18 protein-coding genes are annotated in these 20,893 nt (G+C 63.6%); 10 read left to right on the top strand and 8 right to left on the bottom strand.

Annotated elements, in window-relative coordinates; translation table 11 throughout:
• Positions 1 to 65: 65 nt before the first annotated feature.
• Together L6D64_RS04910 and L6D64_RS04905 are read right to left on the bottom strand one after the other, a co-directional pair.
• Positions 66 to 2,426, bottom strand: a complete 2,361-nt coding sequence (locus tag L6D64_RS04910; protein WP_176508980.1) for a DNA polymerase II — start codon at positions 2,424 to 2,426, stop codon at positions 66 to 68.
• Between the two features lie 62 nt (positions 2,427 to 2,488).
• Positions 2,489 to 3,409, bottom strand: a complete 921-nt coding sequence (locus L6D64_RS04905) for a LysR substrate-binding domain-containing protein (RefSeq protein ID WP_176508981.1) — start codon at positions 3,407 to 3,409, stop codon at positions 2,489 to 2,491.
• A gap of 161 nt (positions 3,410 to 3,570) precedes the next feature.
• Between L6D64_RS04905 and L6D64_RS04900 the strand changes: the two genes are divergently transcribed.
• The 8 genes from L6D64_RS04900 (at position 3,571) to L6D64_RS04865 (ending at position 9,273) form a co-directional block, all read left to right on the top strand.
• Positions 3,571 to 4,353, top strand: coding sequence for a YqcI/YcgG family protein (locus L6D64_RS04900; protein ID WP_176508982.1), 783 nt, complete (start codon positions 3,571 to 3,573; stop codon positions 4,351 to 4,353).
• A gap of 2 nt (positions 4,354 to 4,355) precedes the next feature.
• A complete protein-coding gene (locus tag L6D64_RS04895) occupies positions 4,356 to 4,985 on the top strand; it encodes a LysE family translocator (RefSeq protein WP_176508983.1) in 630 nt (209 codons plus the stop codon).
• 35 nt (positions 4,986 to 5,020) lie between these two features.
• Positions 5,021 to 6,106 carry a hypothetical protein gene (locus L6D64_RS04890; protein WP_176508984.1) on the top strand — a complete coding sequence of 362 codons (1,086 nt, stop codon included), beginning with the start codon at positions 5,021 to 5,023 and terminating at the stop codon, positions 6,104 to 6,106.
• Positions 6,107 to 6,310: 204 nt separating this feature from the next.
• A complete protein-coding gene (locus L6D64_RS04885) occupies positions 6,311 to 6,952 on the top strand; it encodes a sel1 repeat family protein (RefSeq protein ID WP_176509029.1) in 642 nt (213 codons plus the stop codon).
• A gap of 176 nt (positions 6,953 to 7,128) precedes the next feature.
• Entirely contained in the window at positions 7,129 to 7,830 is a 702-nt protein-coding gene (locus tag L6D64_RS04880) for an AzlC family ABC transporter permease (RefSeq protein WP_176508985.1), read from the top strand.
• Positions 7,827 to 8,141 (top strand): AzlD domain-containing protein, encoded by a 315-nt coding sequence (locus tag L6D64_RS04875; protein WP_176508986.1) that lies wholly within the window; start codon positions 7,827 to 7,829, stop codon positions 8,139 to 8,141. The genes L6D64_RS04880 and L6D64_RS04875 overlap by 4 nt, the downstream gene beginning before the upstream one ends.
• Positions 8,138 to 8,971, top strand: a complete 834-nt coding sequence (locus tag L6D64_RS04870) for an AraC family transcriptional regulator (RefSeq protein WP_176508987.1) — start codon at positions 8,138 to 8,140, stop codon at positions 8,969 to 8,971. The genes L6D64_RS04875 and L6D64_RS04870 overlap by 4 nt, the downstream gene beginning before the upstream one ends.
• Before the next feature lie 74 nt (positions 8,972 to 9,045).
• Positions 9,046 to 9,273, top strand: a complete 228-nt coding sequence (locus L6D64_RS04865; RefSeq protein WP_027593874.1) for a hypothetical protein — start codon at positions 9,046 to 9,048, stop codon at positions 9,271 to 9,273.
• Positions 9,274 to 9,321: 48 nt separating this feature from the next.
• Here the strand turns inward: L6D64_RS04865 and L6D64_RS04860 are convergent, their stop codons facing one another.
• From L6D64_RS04860 to L6D64_RS04840, 5 genes are all read right to left on the bottom strand, one after another.
• Positions 9,322 to 9,810 carry a copper chaperone PCu(A)C gene (locus L6D64_RS04860; RefSeq protein WP_176508988.1) on the bottom strand — a complete coding sequence of 163 codons (489 nt, stop codon included), beginning with the start codon at positions 9,808 to 9,810 and terminating at the stop codon, positions 9,322 to 9,324.
• On the bottom strand, positions 9,810 to 10,418 hold the full coding sequence (locus L6D64_RS04855; protein ID WP_027919856.1) for an SCO family protein: 609 nt from the start codon (positions 10,416 to 10,418) through the stop codon (positions 9,810 to 9,812). Before L6D64_RS04855 ends, L6D64_RS04860 begins: the two co-directional genes overlap by 1 nt.
• Before the next feature lie 197 nt (positions 10,419 to 10,615).
• Entirely contained in the window at positions 10,616 to 11,200 is a 585-nt protein-coding gene (gene nfuA / locus L6D64_RS04850) for a Fe-S biogenesis protein NfuA (protein WP_016393607.1), read from the bottom strand.
• Positions 11,201 to 11,258: 58 nt separating this feature from the next.
• A complete protein-coding gene (locus tag L6D64_RS04845; RefSeq protein WP_176508989.1) occupies positions 11,259 to 12,293 on the bottom strand; it encodes an acyltransferase family protein in 1,035 nt (344 codons plus the stop codon).
• Positions 12,294 to 12,529: 236 nt separating this feature from the next.
• A complete protein-coding gene (locus tag L6D64_RS04840) occupies positions 12,530 to 14,830 on the bottom strand; it encodes a fatty acid cis/trans isomerase (protein ID WP_176508990.1) in 2,301 nt (766 codons plus the stop codon).
• Positions 14,831 to 14,999: 169 nt separating this feature from the next.
• Between L6D64_RS04840 and metH the strand changes: the two genes are divergently transcribed.
• The gene (metH, locus tag L6D64_RS04835; protein WP_176508991.1) at positions 15,000 to 18,707 is read left to right on the top strand and encodes a methionine synthase; all 3,708 of its coding nucleotides are present in this window, start codon (positions 15,000 to 15,002) and stop codon (positions 18,705 to 18,707) included.
• A gap of 57 nt (positions 18,708 to 18,764) precedes the next feature.
• Here metH and L6D64_RS04830 read toward each other — a convergent pair whose 3' ends face one another.
• Positions 18,765 to 19,304 carry an RrF2 family transcriptional regulator gene (locus tag L6D64_RS04830; protein WP_176508992.1) on the bottom strand — a complete coding sequence of 180 codons (540 nt, stop codon included), beginning with the start codon at positions 19,302 to 19,304 and terminating at the stop codon, positions 18,765 to 18,767.
• Between the two features lie 267 nt (positions 19,305 to 19,571).
• Here L6D64_RS04830 and L6D64_RS04825 point away from each other — a divergent pair, with 267 nt between their 5' ends.
• Positions 19,572 to 20,774: an NAD(P)/FAD-dependent oxidoreductase gene (locus L6D64_RS04825; protein WP_176508993.1), complete on the top strand. Its 1,203-nt coding sequence runs from the start codon at positions 19,572 to 19,574 to the stop codon at positions 20,772 to 20,774.
• The last annotated feature ends 119 nt before the right edge of the window (positions 20,775 to 20,893 follow it).

The following is a 20,893-nucleotide window of genomic DNA, read 5'->3' as shown; positions in this document are numbered from 1 at the left end:
TGGGTCGGGAAGTGCGAAGCTAATATCCGCTATCGCGCAGCGAGAGCTAGATAACTACCCCGAGCTCAGAAAAGCAGCAGCTGGCGGTCGGTCAGTGCACTGAAATCATCGCCGACGAAGGGCAGGATGGCATCCGCCACTGGCTGCAGCTGGCGGCTCAGGTAATGCTCGTAATCGACAGGCGCCTGCAGGTTCTCCAGCGGCTCGGGGCCGGCGGTGGTGATCAGGTAGCTGATCCAGCCACCACGCTGGTATTGCCGCGGGCGGCCGACCCGAACGTTGAACTCGTCTGCCAGCCGCGCGGCCCGTACGTGCGGTGGCACATTGCGCTGATAGTCGGCCAGCGGCCGGCGCAGGCGCTTGCGATAGACCAGCAGCTCATCCAGTTCACCGGCGAGGGTCTGGCGCACGTACTCGCGCAGGTAGTCGCGATAAGGCTGGCCACGGAAAATCCGCCCGTACAGTTCCTGCTGAAAACGCCGCGCCAGCGGCGACCAGTCGGTGCGTACCGACTCCAGGCCCTTGTAGACCATCTCTTCACTACCATCGGCCCGCTGCACCAGGCCGGCATAACGCTTTTTGCTGCCTTCGTCGGTGCCGCGGATGGTGGGCATCAGAAAGCGCCGGTAATGCACCTCGAATTGCAACTCCAGCGCGCTTTCAAGGTTCAGGGTGGTGCGCAGGTGCTCGCGCCACCACTGGTTGACCTGGTCGACCAGATCGCGTCCGATGCGCGCAGCAGCATCCTCGGCGTGCGCGCCCTTGAGCCAGACGAAGGTGGAATCGGTATCGCCGTAGATGACTTCGAAGCCTTGAGCTTCGATCAGTGCGCGCGTCTGGCGCATGATCTGGTGGCCGCGCATGGTGATCGACGATGCCAGGCGCGGGTCGAAGAAGCGGCAGCCGCTGGAACCCAGCACGCCGTAGAAGGCGTTCATGATGATCTTGAGTGCCTGCGACAACGGCGCGTTGCCCTCGCGCTTGGCCGCCTCCCTGCCTTGCCACACACGCTCGACGATGGCGGGCAGGCAGTGCTGTGTGCGCGAGAAACGCCCACCGCGAAAGCCCTCCACCGAGTGCTCGTCATCGGGCAGGCGCAAGCCTTCCACCAGGCCGACCGGGTCGATCAGAAAGGTGCGGATAATCGACGGGTACAAGCTCTTGTAATCCAGCACCAGCACCGAGTCGTACAACCCCGGGCGTGAATCCATGACAAAACCACCGGGGCTGGCCTCATCCGGACGGCTGCCAAGGCTCGGCGCGACAAACCCCATACGATGCATGTGCGGGATATACAGGTGACAGAATGCGGCAACCGAGCCGCCACTGCGGTCCACCGCCAAGCCGGTGACCGCCGAACGCTCCAGCAGGAAGTCGAGCAGCCGGGTATGGGCAAAAATGCGCGTGACCAGTTCACAGTCCTTGAGGTTGTAGCGGGCGAGCGCCGGTTTGTCTTCGGCGAAACGGCGGTTGATCTCGTCCATGCGCTGGTAAGGCGTGCCGATGGCCTTGCCCTCGCCGAGCAGGGTCTGCGCGACACTTTCGAGGCTGAACGAAGGGAAGCTCCAGGTCGCCGAGCGCAGCGCCTCGATGCCGTCGATCAGCAGGCGCCCCGGGGCATCGGCAAATACATGGCCGCCGCCGGCATGGCTGCGCAAGGTCATCGGCGCGCCGTGGCGCCCCAGCGCCAGTGGCACTTGCAGCAGCTTGGCGTGCTCATGCAGCAGGCGCAGGTCGAACTGGATCAGGTTCCAACCGATGATCGCGTCCGGGTCATGCTCGGCCATCCACTGGTTGAGGCAACTCAGCAGCTCGGCGCGGTCAGCGCAATAGCGCAAGTCGAAATCCACGCCATCAGCATCACCGTTGGCCGGGCCGAGCATGTACACCTGGCGCTGGCCGCAGCCTTCCAGGGCGATGCTGTACAGCTCGCCGCGCTCGCTGGTCTCGATGTCCAGCGAGGCCAGGCGCAAGGTCGGGCGGTAGCCTGGCAGCGGCTTGAGCTGGGCCTTGCAGTACACGCCCTGCTCGTCCCGCTGGCCAGTGAACTGCACGGGCGCTGTGATGAAGCGCTCCATCAGGTAGCGCTCCGGCGGGCGGATATCGGCCTCGAAGACGTCGATGCCAGCCGTACGCAGGCGTTGCTCCAGCTGCATCAGCTGGCGGTGCTGACGAGTGTAGAGGCCAAGCATCGGACGCTGGTCGAAATCCTTCAGGCGCAACGGCTTGAGCGCTGCGCCCTGCTCCTTGGCCAGCAACACCCGAGCGTGCTCGGCCTGCGCTTGCGGGATGAACGCCACCGAGTCTTGCGGTGCCAGACGCAACAGCCGTGGCCCGGCATCGGTGGCCAGCCAGAATTCCACGCAGGTGCCTTCGGGCGTGTCATGCCAATGCCGGGTCAGGACAAAGCCCTGTTGCAACTCCACCGCGTCGACCTCTGTTCAAAAACACGATTCTACGCGATTGCGGCCGTGCCACGTCGCCACGTTCAGCCGTACAGGTAGTTGATGTCCTTGTAGCCCAGCGGCGGCACCTGGCTAAGCAGGAAGTCGCGCAGCTTGTGCATCTGCCGCGCCTTGGGGCTGCTCTTGAGCCAGGTCATGTAGTAACCGTCACCGGTCGACACCGCATGCTTGAACGGCGTCACCAGGCGCCCGGCGGCGAGGTCGGCACTGGCCAGTACCAGGTCGACCACGGAAATGCCGAGGCCCTGCTGCGCCGCCGAGATGCCCTGGTCGAGGGTATCGAACACCTGGCCCTGGTCGATGCTGATGTCCAGCGCATCCATGCGCGCCAGCCAGCGCCGCCAGTCGCGGCGGTCCGGTGATGGGTGGAGGAACTCACACTGGCGCAGGTCGACCAGCTCCGGTTGCGCTTGCGCCATGTAGTCCGGGTGGCACACCGGGATCAGCCATTCATCGAACAGCTTGACGCTCTCGACATCGGCCGGGAAACGACCGTTGGCCAGGAGAATGGCGCAGTCGTAGGGCTCGGAGTAGAAGTCCACCGAGTCAATGTCCATCCACACGCTCGACAGCTGCACGCTGCAGTTGTCTTCGAGCTTCTTGAACCCGTCCAGCGCCCGCAGCAGCCAGCGCACGGTCAGCGTCGAAGGGGCTTTCAAGCGCAACCCATAACGGTCCTGGCGCAGCAGCGCGCAGGCGTTTTCGATGATCTTGAAGCCCACCTTCAGCTCTTGAGCCAGCAGCCGTCCATGCTCGGTGAGGCTCAACTTGGGGCCGCGGCGCTCGAACAGGTCGCAGCCGAACATGGATTCGAGGGTCTTGATGTGATGGCTGACCGCCCCTTGGGTAAGGGCCAGCTCTTCAGCGGCCCGGGTAAACGAGCCGTAGCGCGAGGCCACCTCGAAAGCACGCAGGGCGTGCAAAGCTTGAATCCGTTCCGACATGATGCCCTCGAATCATGAGTGAGACTAATAGTAGGTCATAGTTCCACGCGTTTTACAACGTGAAGAGCGTCTCAGAAAATGCAGGTAAATAACAAAGATAAGTCTCCAACCTGCCTGCATGTGTGTGGAACTCTCTCTTACTTAAATCTCCTGGGGAAATCATGTTTACGGGTTATGGAAACTGCTATCGCCTGGACGCGCTAGAGCTGGCCGATGAACATGTACGGAACACTCAGCACTGGACGTATCAAACCCTACACCATTTTCGCAGCGTGCTCGCCAACCCCGACTTCCCGTGCCTGTTCGGGCGCAAGGCGGTAGCCGGCGCATCCTGCCACATCCTCTTCGCCCGCGCCGAACAACTGGCCGATGATATCGCCCAGGGCCTGGCCGAATATGTACGCACCATAACCCCTGTGCCGATCAAGCAGCGCATCGGCAGCCCACTGGTGGTGTTTCTGCAAACAGCCGCCGACAGCACCCTGGCCGAGCAACAGGCACTGGCCTGGAAAGTACTGCGCGGAGTCCATGCCCGTGACCCGCACCCGTGGCCGCAAGCGGTTCCCACCGATCCGCACGACAACGCCTGGTCGTTCTGCTACGCCGGTATGCCGCTGTTCATCAACATGAACTTCCCCGGCCACCAACAGATGAAAAGCCGCAACCTCGGCCCGCACATCACCTTCGTCATCAACCCGCGGGAAAACTTCGACGAAGTGGCCAACGCCAGCACCGAAAGCGGGCAACGCATTCGTGCCCGCATCCGTGATCGCGTGCGCCACTACAACGACGGGGTCATGCCCGAAACCCTCGGCTTCTTTGGCCAGGACGACAATTTCGAATGGAAGCAGTACCAACTGCAGGAAGCCGGCTCGCTCAATCCGTCGCGCTGCCCGTTTCATGCCCACGCCCACGCGACACCCGACATTCTGATCGAGAACTGACCGTGAATACCGCACTGACACTGACTTACGCACTCACCGTGCTGCTGCTGATCGCCACCCCCGGCCCGGTGGTGGCGCTGATCGTCAACACCGCCGCAGCCTCTGGCTCGCGCAAGGCCATGTTCACCGCCGTCGGCACCAACTGGGCGTCACTGGTGCTGATCGGCGCCGCTGCCTGGGTCATCCTCACCAGTGCGGCCATCGACAAGGCCTGGCTCAGTGGCATGAGCCTGCTGGGCTGCCTGTTCATTGGCTACATTGCCGTGGGCACCCTGCGCGAGTGCCTGCAGGCGCCTGCCGTCGACGAAACCGAGCTGCAACCGGCCAAAGCCGGGCGCGGCGGTTTGTGGCAAGGCTTCATGGTCGGTATTTCCAACCCGAAGGACATCATCTTCTTCATCGCCTTCTTTCCGCAGTTCATCCAGATCACCGAATCGTTCGGCAAGAGCATGGTGGTGCTGTCGCTGCTGTGGGTGCTGATCGATTTCGCCGTGCTCAGCCTGTACATCTTTGCCATCGGCAAGATCACCTCGCAGCGCAGCAACCGCCTGATTTCTCTGGCCTCGGGGGTCGTTCTGCTGCTGATTGCCCTCGGTGGCCTGGCTTATAACCTCAAGGAACTGGCGGGCTGAACGCCCGCCACCACGCCAGCCGAGAAGGAGCGCCCATGACACCCAGCACGCATGTCCAGGGTCTCGCTTCGCCACTGCATCATGATTACCAGCGCTTTCTGCTGCTGGGTAATCGCCGCGCCCCACACACCCTGCATGTGCACGAGAGCGGCTACCGCTCCTGCACCATCAACACCGATGCCCTTGGCCTGCGCTACAGCCATTGCGCCGGCAAGCGCTTTTCGGTTGCCGAACGCGGTGCCGCCTCGCGCATCAACCTGCTGGTCGGCGGCTCGACCGCCCTGGGCATCGGCGCCAGCTGCGACGAACATACGGTAGCCTCGCACCTGTCGATGCTGACCGGTGAGGTATGGCTGAGCCTGGCCGGCTGCGGGCTCAACGCCAGCCAGGAGCTGCTGCTGTTCCTGACCTACCAGCATCGCTTCGGCGAAGTGGGCCATGTGGTACTGCTCAGCGGCCTGAACACCTTGGCCCATGAAGCCCTCGGCGAGGTCCTGGCCGGCCCGTATGACCCGCAGCAGGCCAAGGCTCACCAGGCTTACCTGAACAGTTTCAACGAGGGCATGCCACCCGCTGGCCCGGCGCGCCATGAGTCGCTGTGGCAGCGCCTGGGCCAGGCACTGGCACCACGGCGCAACGACCCTGCCCCCAACTGGTCGCTGTCCGCCCCGGAAAAGCGCTTGGCACGCGCGGCCGACAGCATCGCCCGCACCTTGCGCCAATGGGAACGGATGCTGGCTGACAGTCACGCCACCCTGACCTTCATCCTCCAGCCCCTGCTGCCCTGGTGCCGGGAAACCCTGCCGGCGGGGGAACTGGCGATGCTGGCCGCTCTCGAGCAACAACCGGGGAATTTCGACCGCCTGCTCGACGGTGCATTCGACAGCAAGCTGCACATGGCTTTCTTCCGTCGCATCAAAAGCCAGGCAGACCCCGTGCCCTGCTACGACATGAACAGCATGCTCAGCAGCTCGCCGGTATTCGGTGCCGATCTGTTCGTCGACCGCCTGCACTTGAACGATCTGGGCAACAATGCCCTGGCCAAGGTGATTACCGCCAAGTTGGGGCTGGCCCAGGAACGACAAGGCCAGCGCAAGGTCACACCGATCAAGCTCGTCTGACTGACGAGTCACGGGGTTTCGGTTTTGACCCTCGCTTCGATAGAATACCCCGTCGTTCCGATTCGCCCGAGGCGTACGCGCAGTTGTGATCACTCATCAAACCGTTTCCCCCTGCCTGGCGGCCAGCCGGCCTCGTTCATTGAACGGGGCACGCCTGTGAACCCCGTCTTTGTGGCGTCGGCACTCTTCATCGTGCTGACACCGATGGCTGCGCACGCGCTCGAAGTACGTATCGACCCACACGCCGACCTGCTTTACCGCCAGGCGCTACCGCTGCTGGAGCAAGCCGACAGCCCGGACGACAACAGCACCCTGCGCACTGCCATCGGCGTCGACCCGGAACTTAACCGCCAGGGCCGGGCGATGGCACAAACCCTGCCAACGGCAGTGGCCCTGCTGAAAAAGTCGGTCGAGCTTGGCCACCCGGTGGCGCAGTATCGCCTGGCGCTGTACTACAGCACCTACCTGCCCGCAGCACAGATCGCCGATGCCGCCTGCCCGCTGCTGCAGGCCAGCCTGAAACAAGGCTTTGCACCACCGGCGGTTGCAATTGCAACCTGGTGCCAACCCTACAATGCCAGCCCGGCCTACCGCGAAGCCCTCGAGGCGATCCCGGGCATGGCGACCCTGTATGCGCCCTACTTCCCGCAACCCACCGCACGCCTGGCCTGCAGCCGCAGCCGACCGCAAGGGTTGCAGATGCAGTGGGGGCGCCAGCGCGACTACCAGGCCGAGGTCTACCGATTGCTGAGTGACCTCGATCCACAGCATCGCCAGGCACTGCTGCAAAAGGCCGTGGACATCAACGGCTGCGTGGCGGCGCAGCAGCGGCTGACCAAGCGGTAATCACCTACCCCCGGCCCTTTGCAGCTAAAATCGCTGCTACAGGTTGACGCTGCCCCTGTAGGAGCGGCTTCAGCCGCGAGGGACCAGCACAGGCGACAAACAAGCAAGATCGTTCAAGCCACCCACCCCACCGCTCTGGCATGCTGCCCTACCTTGCAAAATGTGCCGCAGCCATCATGCCCAGCAGTCCTCCCATTGCCCGCCAAGCTTTCCTGCACGGCGCCATCGCCATCCTGCCGCTGTCCCTGGCCGTCGCCCCCTGGGGCCTGCTCGCCGGCTCCATGGCCATCGAGGCCAACCTCAGTGCCTGGCAAGGCCAAGGGCTGTCGGCGATTGTGTTCGCCGGTGCCGCGCAGCTGGTCGCGATCGGCATGCTCAAGGGCGGCGCCAACCTGCTGTCGATCCTGCTCACCACCCTGCTGCTGACGTCCCAACACCTGCTCTATGGCTTGTCCATGCGCCCAGTGTTGTCAAACCAGCCGTTGCGCTGGCGGCTGGGCCTGGGCTTCCTGCTCACCGACGAATTCTTCGCCCTTACCAGCCACTACGACCAGCAGCAGTTCAACCGCTGGTATGCGCTCGGTGTAGGCCTGACCTTCTACGTCGCCTGGAACCTGTTCACCCTGGCCGGCATCGTGCTGGGCCAGAACATCCCGCACCTCGACCAGCTCGGCCTGGACTTCTCCATCGTCGCCACCTTCGTCGCGCTGATCGCGCCGCTGGTGCGCAACCTCGCCACCGTGGTGTGCGTGGCGGTGTCGCTGTTCTGCTCGGTGCTGTTCAGTTACTGGCATTGGGAGACCGCACTGGTCGCCGCTGGCCTGCTGGGCATGGCCGCCGGTTTCGTCTGTCAGAAATTTTCCGGAGGCCGCCCATGATCTGGCTGCTGATCTTCGCCATGGGCGCCGTGGTGTTCCTCAACCGCTACGCCTTCCTGGAGCCACGCCTGCCGCTGCGCCTGAGCTCCAACGCTCGGCAGTTCCTGGGCTTTGCCGTGCCCGGGATGCTCACCGCGATCTGCGGGCCGATCATTTTCCTGCCCGGCCACCAGCTCGACCTGAGCCCACTCAACCCCTACCTGCTCGGTGCACTGGTGGCCGTTGCGCTGGTGCTGTTGACCCGCAGCGTGTTGCTGAGCATGCTGGCGAGCATGTTGATCTTCTTCCTGCTGCGCGGCTGGCTGGCATGAGCAGGCCCCTGCGCGAACAGACCCACCTCTGGCAGGCGCCGGCCCTCGGCGACGTCGAGATGCTGCATGCGAGTTACTTCCAGCAGCGCTTCGCCCCGCATGTGCATGAGGGCTACGTGTTCACCGTGATCGAGTCGGGCGCGCAGCGCTTCTGGCACCGTGGCAGCGAGCACCTGGCGCCGGTCGGCAGCATGGTGCTGATCAACCCGGACGAACTGCACACCGGCGCCACCGCCCACGAAGCCGGCTGGCGCTACCGGGGCTTCTACCCCGAGCACGAACGGGTGACCGGCGTGCTGGACGAGCTGGAACTGGGCCGGCACGGCATGCCGCGTTTCAAAGACAGCGTGATCCAGGACCCGAGCCTGGCGCGGGCCTTCAGCCAGTTGCACCAGCTGTCGGAAGCCGGTGCCAGCGCCCTGGAACAACAGACAGCCTGGCGCCAGGCGGTGCTGGCGCTGGTGCAACGCCACGGCCATTGCCCGGAGCCCACGGCCCCCGGCAACGAACCGCTGGCGGTGGCCCGTGCGCGGGAACTGCTGGAAACCCAGTTGGCAGACCCGCCATCGCTGGAGGCCCTGGCGGCTGCAGTCAATCTCTCGCCGTTCCATTTCGCCCGGGTGTTCCGCCAGGCCACCGGTTTGCCGCCGCATGCCTGGCTGAAACAACGGCGCCTGGCGCGGGCACGGGAGTTTCTGAAAAGCGGCCTGGCGGCTTCAGAGGTAGCTTTTACCTTGGGCTTTGCCGACCAGAGTCACTTGAGCCGGCAGTTCAAGCAGGCGTTTGGCGTGACGCCAGGCGCCTATCGCAGCGCCTGCCTGCACAGTTAGCGCCCGCGACGCCAGGCCTCAGGCAAGCTGGCCAGCCACTGCTACACTGACAGAGCTGAACGGAGGATCCTGCCATGTCCGAAAGAGAGCTCACCACCCTGATATCGCTGATGAACCAGCGCCAAGCCTGCCTGAGCAGTGCCTGCAAGGAAATTGCCGACTGGATCGACCGCCAGGGCGATGTGCCCGCTGCGGGCAAGATCCGCGCCAGCCTGAAAGCGCTGGAGGCCGACGAGGCACAGGTGCGCAAGACCCTGACCTCGCTCACCCTCGACAGGCCGCTGCCACGCTTCCGTAGCTGAGGCGCGCAGCACAATGAAGAAGGGCCGCTCAAGCGGCCCTTTTGTCTGTCAGTGATTCATGTGCATATGGTCATGCCCACCGCCAGCCTCGGCATTGAGCGGTCGCACTTCTGCCTGCAGCTCGACGGTTTCCTTGGCGCCCTTGGCATCTTCGATGGTCAGGGTCAACGGTACCTTCTCGCCTTCCTTCACCTGCTGGGTCAGGCCCATCAGCATCACGTGGTAGCCATTGGGGTCAAGGCTCACCGGCTTGCCCGCAGGCAGCTCCACGGCCTTGACTTCCTTCATGCCCATAACGTCACCGTTCATGGTCATCTCGTGCACCTGCACAGTCTTGGCCACTGGCGATGCCACACCGACCAGCTTGCTGTCGGTGCTGGCGGTCAGGGTCATGAAGGCGCCCGTGGACGGCTGATGCGGCACGCTGGCGCGTACCCAGGCGTCGCTCACGGTGGTTTGCGCCAGGGCCGGCAGGGCCAGGCCCAGCAGGGCGATGGCGGCCAGGCCGCGCTTGATCGGTTGCAGGGATACTGCCATTAGCAAATCTCCATCAGGGTTGCCAGGTCTTCAGCGCATTCCTTGGCATTCAGCGAATGGCCCAGGCTCAGGCGCAAGGTGCCACGTGTATCGTAGACGTAGCTGGTGGACGAGTGAGAGAGGGTGTAGGTGTCACCGGCCGGGACCTTCTCGTAGAACACCTTGAACTCCTTGGCCACCGCGGCGATTTCTTCCGGGGTGCCGGTCAGGGCGGTGAACGACGGGTCGAAGGCCTTGACGTAGGCATCGAGCACTTCCGGGGTGTCGCGCTCCGGGTCCAGGGTGATGAACACCACCTGGAAGATCTCGCGGTCGCGGCCCCTCAGCAGCTTCTTGATCTGTGCCGCGCGCGCCAAGGTGGTCGGGCAGACAGCCGGGCACTGAGTGAAACCGAAGAATATCATCGGCATGCTGCCGTAGAAGCTCGACAGGGTACGGACATTGCCCTGGGGGTCCTTGAGGCTGAACTTGCGCCCCAGGATCTCGTTGCTCATGTTCTTGCCGTACTTGAACTCGAGCCCCCGGGCCGGGTTGCAGCCTGCCAGCAGGCCGAGCCCGAGAACGCCCATCCCGGCGACAACCGCGCGCCGGGTAAACTGATCATTCATGAAACCATCCTTTAACGGGAAGGTGCCGACCCTCGGGACGGGCCGGCCGAAAAACCGGGGCATTCTGGCATGACACCCAGTGGGCTTCTACCCGACCAAGGCGTTGATGGCCCGCAGCCCTTTAAACACGGGCTGCGGCCTGTTGTCGCAGGGGTTGAAACCGTAACACTTTGTTGCTAGGCCTTGACCTCTAAAGATCAGTAGTAGGCGTTCTCTTTCTGACTGTGGTCAGTCACGTCACGCACGCCCTTGAGCTCCGGAATGCGCTCGAGCAAGGTGCGCTCGATACCTTCCTTGAGGGTCACGTCGGCCTGGCCGCAGCCCTGGCAACCGCCGCCGAACTGCAGCACGGCGATGCCGTCGTCGACCACGTCCACCAGGCTCACCTGGCCGCCGTGGCTGGCCAGGCCGGGGTTGATCTCGGTCTGCAGGTAGTAGTTGATGCGCTCGTTGATCGGGCTGTCTTCGTTGACCATCGGCACCTTGGCGTTCGGCGCCTTGATGGTCAACTGGCCGCCCATGCGATCGGTAGCGTAGTCGACCAGCGCGTCTTCCAGGAACGGCACGCTGACCGCGTCGAGGTAGGCAGTAAAGCTCTTCAGGCCCACCGGCTCGTCGTCGGGTTTCTCTTCGCCCGGCTTGCAGTAGGCGATGCAGGTCTCGGCGTACTGGGTGCCCGGCTGGGTGATGAAAATACGGATGCCAATGCCAGGCGTGTTCTGCTTGGAAAGCAGATCGGCCAGGTAATCATGGGCGGCGTCAGTAATGGTTATAGCGCTCATGGAAGTTCCTCACAGACTTGCGCCCAAGTGTACGCCAACCTGGCCTTTGAACAAAGTCCTAGTATTTGACTCGGGAAAGCACAAATGCCGGGCTTTGCTCCCGTGGAGCGGCCAGCCACGCCTGCATCCGCCGGTACAGGCCGCGCTCCAGCCACAGATAGCTGAACCACGACATTAGTCCAATGGACGGCACGCACAAGGCGAACACCAGGTACGGGTTCAGGCGCAGGCGCTGGCAGGCGAACCAGCCGGCGTACAGCACCAGCACGTGGATCAGGTACACCGAGTAGGAGCAGTCACCCAGCGCCTTGAGCAGGCGGTTGCCCTTGAAGTACGGCTCCAGGGCGATGAACGCCAGCACGATCATCGCGCTTGGCACGCCCCAGTGCAGCAGGCGCTGCGCAGCGTCCAGGTGATAGATCGCATAACCCGCCACGCCCAGCACCGCCAGCGGCAACCACAGCCCTTCGCGGATCAGGCCGCGACGATGGATCACGCCCAGGCCGATGCCCAGCAGGAATTCATAGATGATGTCGTTGTTGTAGAACCGGCTGAGCACGCCCACGCGTCCGAGTACTTCACTGACCAGCAGCAGGGCAGCGGTCACCAGCACCAGGTGATGACGCTGGCGCACCAGGAAGGACAGGCCGAACAACAGGTAGAAGAACATCTCGAAATTCAGCGTCCAGCCTACGTTCAGGGTCGGGTACAAACCGTAGCCGCCGGGGTTTTCCGCCGGGATGAACAGCAGCGATAGCAGCAGGTGATGCCAGTCGAAGGCCTGGTGCGGCATCCATTGGCTGAAGGCCAGCAACAGTAACGCCATCAGCGCGGTGTAGAACCAGTAGGCCGGGACAATGCGCAAGGCCCGGTTGAGCAGGAACTGGCGAGGTTCGATGGGTTTGTCGCGGGTCGACAGGTAGATCACCAGCCCGCTGATGACGAAGAAAATGTCGACGCCTACCGCGCCACGGTCGGTGAGCAATTGGCCGATGGGGCCGGTGGCATGGAAGTCGAAGAAGATTTGCATGAAGTGGTGGCAGACCACCACCCAGGCGGCGAACGCCCGCAGTGCCTGAAGCGAATACAGCATGGAATACCTGCGATTGCCGGTGCATTGAGGCCCGCATCGAGTGCCGAGGCGAGCGCTGCGCACTCGTTCGTTCGCGGGTAAACCCGCTCCTACAAGGACAGTGCTGACTTCAAGACCAGCGCAGTACCTGCAGGAGCGGGTTTTCCCGCGAAGGGCTGCAAAGCAGCCCCCTGCAATCGATCAGGACCACCCAAGCAGTCCGACCGCAGCGTATTCGGAAAGGTCAGCCCAACCGATCAGAGGTTCTCGTAGCGGTTCATGTCCAGCACACCGGCCTCCACCGGCTGGGTTTCCTTGATATAGGTATTGAGGTCATGGAAGTAGCGCCAGAACTCCGGATGGCTGCGGCGCACCCCCCAACGCATGACGATGCGCTCGAACTTCGCCGGGTCATCCTTGGCGTACTCCATGTCCTCGACGAACTCCGGCACATCCCTGGCCGGAATGTTGAAGATGAAGTTCGGGTAACTGCTGAGCACGCCCGGGTACAGGGTCAGGGTGTCCAGCCCGGGTACGTAGCGGTAAGCCTCACCGAGCAGGAACGCCACGTTGCTGTGCGCGCGGTTGCGCAGCAGGCTGTAGACCTGGCGCTGGCCGCCCTCGCCTTCGATGCGCAGCATGGTCGCTTCAGGCAGTTGGCCGATCACCTTCAGGCCGGCGGCCGGGCGTGACACCAAGCGGCTGAGCGACTGCTCGACGTTGCGGAACTCCTCGCTCATCTGCGGCCGCGAGCAGTAGGCGCCGGTGCAGCGGTTGATCGGGTCGGGGGCAGCGTTGAGGCTGGCGGTACGTTGCAGCAGCTTCAGGCCGAAGTCGCGCTTGGGGTCGCGCGGGTCGAGCTTGATGCCGCTCGGCGTGTCGGTGTCGATGTCCTCGTAGTCCAGCCACATCTTCACCTTGCCGCTGTTCTGGTACCAACTGCCAAGGATGTCGCTGCGCTGGTCGGCCGGCATCAGGCGCAGGAAGTTGACCTCGGCGCCGTTGCGGATCAGGTCGAAATACAGGCGTGTCTGCAGCTGGTGCGAGACGTTGCCGAACACATCGAAGTTGACCGCCAGCTGGTAGTAGGTGCGCTCGAACAGCGGGTAGTCGAACAACCAGACGGTCAACGGCACGTCGCCGATCAGGCCCTTGGTCACCGAAGCGCTGTCGAAGTGGCGGAAGATGCTCAACAGCGCATTGTCGTTGCCGGCCCACAGGGTTGCCCAGCCCGGAGCCGGCATTTCGGCATAGGCCTCACGCCGCAATTTCTCGTAATCGTTGCGTTTGTCGCGGTAGGCATGCCACAGGTTCAGCACGCTGCCAACATCGTCGATCTGCCCCGGCATGGCCAGCAGCGGCGTGGCTTCGCCGCGGTACTTGGCATCGGTGATGTAACGGTCGTGGGCCGGCTCCTGGAACAACGCCCAGAAGTTGTCGCGAATCACGTCGGTGGCGATCTGCCCGCGGCACACCGGGCCACGGATGAAGGTGCGCACGAAATACTCGGCGTTATCCAGCATGAACTGGTAACGCGCCACGGCCGGGATCGCCTCGAAGGTTTCGAACGGGTTGGCCCGGTGGCGTGGGCCATAGCCCGGTAGCGCGGTGGCATGCCAGTCGCCGGCGTAGAACAGCTGCTTGACGCGCTTGAGCTTCTGCGGCCCCATCGGGTAGGTGATGTGGGTCTTGTGCACGATCACGCCCTGTACCGGGATCAGCCGGTAATAGAAGTCGGTGCCCGGCGGGTCATTGGGGCGGCGCGTGGCAATGATGTCGACCGGTTTGCCGCTTGGCGTGCGCGAACGCACCCACTGGAAGAAGTGGCCCTGCTCGCCGCCGACGAAGTAGATATGCGCCAGGAACAGGTGCTCGTACAGCCAGCGGCCGACCAGCGCCTCGGTGGAGCCCGGGCGGTTGAGCAACTCCTCCCAGTCGGCGATCTGCCTGGCCTCGGCCGCGCTTGGCTGGATCGGCTGGTACTCGACCGGCGCGCCGGCCGCCAGCCAGCGTTGCAGGGTCTGGTATTGCTTGTCGGTCAGGCCGGTGACCGCCAGCGGCATGCCCTCCTTGGGGTGGGCGCCGGCATAGCCATCGAACTCTTCCGGCAGCGGGCACATGTTGTTGCGGTTGAGCCCCAGGACGATCTCGTCAGGCAGCTTGGCATTGGGCGTGAGCGGGGTCTTGTGCCCCAGCTCGAGCATGCGTGCCATCAGCGCCGCCTGGCTACCCTGGTTGTCGAGTACCGAATAGAAGCCCTTCTTGCGCCATTCATCTTCACTGTGGGCGTCGTAGAACAACCGCGTGGGGGCCACCGCCTTGCTGCGTTCGCCTTGGTACACCGGCACCTTGGTGGCACCACGCACCGCACCTTCGGGGCTTTCCAGCTTGAGCTGGCAGGCAGCGTCGTTGCAGGCGTGGCAGGCCACGCATTTTTCGGTGAAGATCGGCTGGATGTCCCGGGTGTAGGAAATCACCGGGCTCGACTGGGGAGCTTGCCCTGACGCCACGCCGCTGATGAGCAGCGCGAAGACGCTGGCAAGGATACGATGCACCATGTGCGAAAAGTCCTGGGTAGTGAAGCCATCACGATTGTCTGGTCGTCCTTGGGTGCCTTGATGTCACTCAACATGAACAAAATTCATGCAAAAGGGCGATGCGCCTAAAAACCGCGCAGCTTTGTTATGATTCGGCACCTTCTGATATTTGCCCGACCAGGTAGTTCCTATGTCCGACCGCAGCGCTCGTCTCCAAGCACTCCAGCACGCACTCAAAGAGCGCATTCTGATCCTCGACGGCGGCATGGGTACTATGATCCAAAGCTATCGCCTCGAGGAACACGACTATCGTGGCACGCGCTTCGCCGATTGGCCAAGCGACGTGAAAGGCAACAACGACCTGTTGCTGCTCAGCCGCCCGGATGTGATCGCGGCGATCGAGAAAGCCTACCTGGATGCCGGCGCCGATATCCTCGAAACCAACACCTTCAACGCCACCCAGATTTCCCAGGCCGACTACGGCATGGAATCGCTGGTGTACGAGCTGAACGTCGAGGGCGCGCGCATCGCCCGCCAGGTCGCCGATGCCAAGACCCTGGAAACCCCCGACAAACCGCGCTTCGTCGCCGGCGTGCTCGGCCCGACCAGCCGGACCTGCTCGATCTCCCCGGACGTCAACGACCCCGGCTACCGCAACGTCACCTTCGACGAGCTGGTGGAAAACTACATCGAGGCCACCCGTGGCCTGATCGAGGGCGGCGCCGACCTGATCCTGATCGAGACCATCTTCGACACGCTCAATGCCAAGGCGGCGATCTTCGCCGTGCAACAGGTGTTCGAGGACGATGGCATCGAACTGCCGATCATGATCTCCGGCACCATCACCGATGCCTCCGGCCGCACCCTGTCGGGCCAGACCACCGAAGCCTTCTGGAACTCGGTGCGCCACGCCAAGCCGATTTCCGTGGGCCTCAACTGCGCCCTCGGCGCCAAGGACCTGCGCCCGTACCTGGAAGAGCTGGCGACCAAGGCCGACACCCATGTGTCTGCCCACCCCAACGCCGGCCTGCCGAACGCCTTCGGTGAATATGACGAAACCCCGGCAGAGATGGCGGCGGTGGTCGAAGAGTTCGCCGCCAGCGGCTTCCTCAACATCATCGGTGGCTGCTGCGGCACCACCCCGGGCCATATCCAGGCGATCGCCGAGGCCGTGGCCAAGTACAAGCCACGCGAAATCCCGGAAATCGCCAAGGCCTGCCGCCTGTCGGGCCTGGAACCGTTCACCATCGACCGCCAGTCGCTGTTCGTCAACGTCGGCGAGCGCACCAACATCACCGGCTCTGCCAAGTTCGCCCGGCTGATCCGCGAAGAGAACTACACCGAAGCCCTGGAAGTCGCCCTGCAGCAGGTCGAAGCCGGCGCCCAGGTGATCGACATCAACATGGACGAAGGGATGCTCGACTCCCAGGCCGCCATGGTCCGCTTCCTCAACCTGATCGCCGGTGAGCCGGACATCTCCCGCGTGCCGATCATGATCGACTCGTCCAAGTGGGAAGTGATCGAAGCGGGCCTGAAGTGCATCCAGGGCAAGGGCATCGTCAACTCGATCTCCATGAAAGAAGGCGTCGAGCAGTTCAAGCACCATGCCCGCCTGTGCAAGCGCTACGGCGCGGCCGTGGTGGTGATGGCCTTCGACGAGGTCGGCCAGGCCGACACCGCCGCGCGCAAGAAGGAAATCTGCCAGCGCAGCTACGACATCCTGGTCAACGAAGTCGGCTTCCCGCCGGAAGACATCATCTTCGACCCGAACATCTTCGCCGTCGCCACCGGCATCGAAGAGCACAACAACTACGCCGTCGACTTCATCGAGGCCTGCGCCTACATCCGTGATCACCTGCCCCACGCGCTGAGTTCGGGTGGCGTGTCCAACGTGTCGTTCTCGTTCCGCGGCAACAACCCGGTGCGTGAGGCGATCCACTCGGTATTCCTCTACCACGCGATCCAGAACGGCCTGACCATGGGTATCGTCAACGCCGGCCAGCTGGAGATCTACGACGAGATCCCGGCTGCGCTGCGCGAAAAGGTCGAGGACGTGGTGCTCAACCGCACGCCGCACGGCACCGACGCCCTGCTGGCGATTGCCGACGACTACAAGGGCGGCGGCGCGACCAAGGAAGTGGAAAACGAAGAGTGGCGTTCGCTGCCCGTCGAGAAGCGCCTGGAGCACGCGCTGGTCAAAGGCATCACCGCCTTCATCGTCGAAGATACCGAGGAGTGCCGGCAGCAGTGTGCACGCCCGATCGAGGTCATCGAAGGCCCGCTGATGAGTGGCATGAACGTGGTCGGTGACCTGTTCGGCGCCGGCAAGATGTTCCTGCCGCAGGTGGTCAAGTCGGCCCGTGTCATGAAGCAGGCCGTGGCGCACCTGATCCCGTTCATCGAAGCCGAGAAAGGCGACAAGCCGGAAGCCAAGGGCAAGATCCTCATGGCCACCGTCAAGGGCGACGTGCACGACATCGGCAAGAACATTGTCGGCGTGGTGCTGGGCTGCAACGGCTACGACATCGTCGACCTCGGGGTCATGGTGCCGGCCGAGAAGATCCTGCAGACCGCCCGCGAACAGAAGTGCGACATCATCGGCCTGTCCGGCCTGATCACCCCGTCGCTGGACGAGATGGTCCACGTCGCCCGCGAAATGCAGCGCCAGGGCTTCCACCTGCCGCTGATGATCGGCGGCGCCACCACGTCGAAGGCCCACACTGCGGTCAAGATCGAACCCAAGTACAGCAACGACGCCGTGGTCTACGTCACCGACGCCTCGCGTGCGGTGGGTGTGGCCACCCAGCTGCTGTCCAGGGAACTCAAGCCCGCCTTCGTCGAGAAGACCCGCCAGGAATACGTGGAAGTGCGCGAGCGCACCGCCAACCGCAGCGCCCGCACCGAGCGCCTGAGCTACGCCCAGGCCATCGCCGCCAAGCCGCAGTACGACTGGGCCGGCTACCAGCCAGCAGTGCCCTCCTTCACCGGCGTCAAGGTGCTGGAAGACATCGACCTGCGGACCCTGGCCGAGTACATCGACTGGACGCCGTTCTTCATTTCCTGGGACCTGGCCGGCAAGTTCCCGCGCATCCTCACCGACGAAGTGGTCGGCGAAGCCGCCACCGCGCTGTACAAGGATGCCCGCGAGATGCTCGACAAGCTGATCGACGAGAAGCTGATCAGCGCCCGCGCGGTGTTCGGCTTCTGGCCGGCCAACCAGGTTGCCGATGACGACATCGAAGTCTACGGCGCAGACGGCCAGGCCCTGGCCACCCTGCACCACCTGCGCCAGCAGACCATCAAGCCCGATGGCAAGCCGAACCTGTCCCTGGCCGACTTCGTCGCGCCGAAGGCCAGCGGCGTCACCGACTACGTCGGCGGCTTCATCACCACCGCCGGCATCGGCGCCGAGGAAGTGGCCAAGGCGTACCAGGACAAGGGCGACGACTACAGCTCGATCATGGTCAAGGCCCTGGCCGACCGCCTGGCCGAGGCCTGTGCCGAGTGGCTGCACGAGCAGGTACGTAAAGAGCACTGGGGCTATGCCCGCGACGAGCAGCTGGACAACGAGGCGCTGATCAAGGAGCAATACAGCGGTATCCGCCCTGCCCCGGGCTACCCGGCGTGCCCGGACCACACCGAGAAGGCAACCCTGTTCCGCCTGCTCGATGGCACCGCCATCGGCGAAACCGGCCCGAGCGGCGTGTTCCTCACCGAGCACTTCGCGATGTTCCCGGCGGCGGCGGTCAGCGGCTGGTATTTCGCCCACCCGCAGGCGCAGTACTTTGCCGTGGGCAAGGTCGACAAGGACCAGATCGAGCGTTACAGCGCGCGCAAAGGCCAGGAGGTGAGCGTGAGCGAGCGCTGGCTGGCGCCTAACCTCGGCTACGACAGCTGAAATCGCATCGGTTCTTTCGCGGGTAAGCCCGCGAAAGAACCGATGGGGACACTGGATTCAGACCTCGCTGACCGGGATATCCCCCGCCCGCCTGCCATCGCGTCGTTCGCCCATCCACTCATTGACCTTCTGCCCGAATTCGGTCGGCGCCTTGCGTCCAAAGCGCCGCGCCAGGTCGAGGATGGTCTGCTGCGCCAACGCCTCTTCCATGCGCTTCTGCGCCCCCAGCATCACCGCATGAATCGCGCAGGTGCCCTCGGTCGCCCAACCCGGCGCTGCACCTTCGAACAAGCTGCAACGCTCGCGGATCTCGCGGCAATCAAAGATCTTCTTCGGCCCGTCGATGGCATTGACGATATCCAGCACGGTGATTTCGTCCGACGGCCGCGCCAGGCGAAAACCGCCACGCACACCTTCCGTTGCCACCACCAGCCTGGCCCGGGCGAGCTTGGTGAAGACCTTGGCCAGGTATTCCTGCGGCACGCCCTGCAGTTCCGCCAGGTCGCGCACGCTGCATTCACGGGTATCACCCCGCTCATCCACCAGAAACAGCAGGCAATGGATACCGTATTCGACGCCAGCGCTGTAGAGCGACATATCAATCTCCGACCAATCTTGTCGCAAATAGTACGCTGATCACTGGGTCAGCGCAAAGGTTCCCTGCACCCGTCGTCGCCATTCCAAGCCCATGGTTAGCCCTTATAAGCTAGATATAGAGCCATTCTCCCGATTTTTACCACGGGTCGGCTGCGAGCCGCTTACAAAAAACACTTGCCGATTTTAACTACGATCAATAGAGTCGTAGTTATTCGAACAGCACAGGCAGTGCGCTCGAAGCCTTTTTCACTCTTGCGGAGCACTTCCATGAAATCGAACATCCTGATCATCGGTGCCGGCTTTGCCGGTGTCTGGAGCGCCCTGAGCGCCGCCCGCCTGCTCGACCAGGCCCAGCGCGACGACCTGAGCATCAGCGTGCTCGCCCCGCAACCTGAACTGCACATCCGCCCGCGCTTTTACGAGGCCGATGTGCACAGCCTCAAGGCACCGGTAGGTGATCTGTTCGATGCGGTCGGCGTGCGCTTCATTGCTGGTATAGCCAACGCCATCGATACCCTGGACCGCAGCGTCAGCTACACCGACGCCAACGGCGAGTGCCGGCAGATCGGCTACGACCGCCTGGTCCTCGCCGCTGGCAGCCAGGTGGCACGGCCGGCGGTCCCAGGCCTGGCCGAACATGCCTTCGATGTCGACCAGATGGCGTCGGCCATGCACCTTGAGCAGCATCTGCTGGGGCTGCCCGCCCTGCCCGCGTCGCCGGCGCGCAACACCGTGGTGGTCTGTGGCGGTGGGTTCACCGGTATCGAAACGGCTACCGAAATGCCGGCTCGCCTGCACACCATTCTCGGTAGCGAGGCCGCGGTGCGGGTGCTGTTGGTCGACCGTGGCGCCAGTGTCGGTGCAGCATTGGGCGCGGGCATCACGCCGTCGATCGTCGCAGCGTCCGAGCAGGCCGGCGTGCAATGGCTGACAGGTACCTCGGTGGTGGCCGTCGATGCTGGTGGCGTGACCCTGGACAATGGCGAGTACATCGCCAGCAAGACCGTGATCTGGACCGTTGGCGTCAAGGCCAGCCCGCTGACCGCCCAGGTCGCCGGCGAACGCGACAACTTCGGCCGGCTCAAGGTCGACGACCACCTCAAGGTGGTTGGCCAGGCGCATATCTACGCAACCGGCGACACCGCCTGGGCCGCCGTCGACAACCTTGGCAACCATGCCCTGATGACCTGTCAGCACGCGATCCCCATGGGCCGACACTCCGGCAACAACGCCATGGCCGACCTGCTTGGGGTGGCACCCGTGGTCTACCGGCAGCCCAAGTACGTCACCTGCCTGGACCTCGGCGAGTGGGGCGCGGCGTTCAGTGAAGGCTGGGAGCGCGAGCTGAAGCTGCAGGGTCAGGAAGGCAAGGACATGAAGCGCCAGATCAACACGGTGTGGATCTACCCACCGGCTGCTGATCGCGCCTTGGCGCTGGCCGCAGCCGACCCGCACATCGCGATCGTTTAACGGCAGATTCCTGACAGATCCATCAAAAAATGACGGATCTGTCAGAAGATGTCGTTACATTGAATGACTGGTCAATATTGATGGCCATATGGCATCATTGAAATCAAAAAGCATTGCAA

This window comes from Pseudomonas urethralis (genome assembly GCF_021602465.1).
GTDB lineage: Bacteria > Pseudomonadota > Gammaproteobacteria > Pseudomonadales > Pseudomonadaceae > Aquipseudomonas > Aquipseudomonas vlassakiae.
Note: the sequence above shows the minus strand (reverse complement) of the source record. Positions and strands in the feature narration are given on the sequence as shown.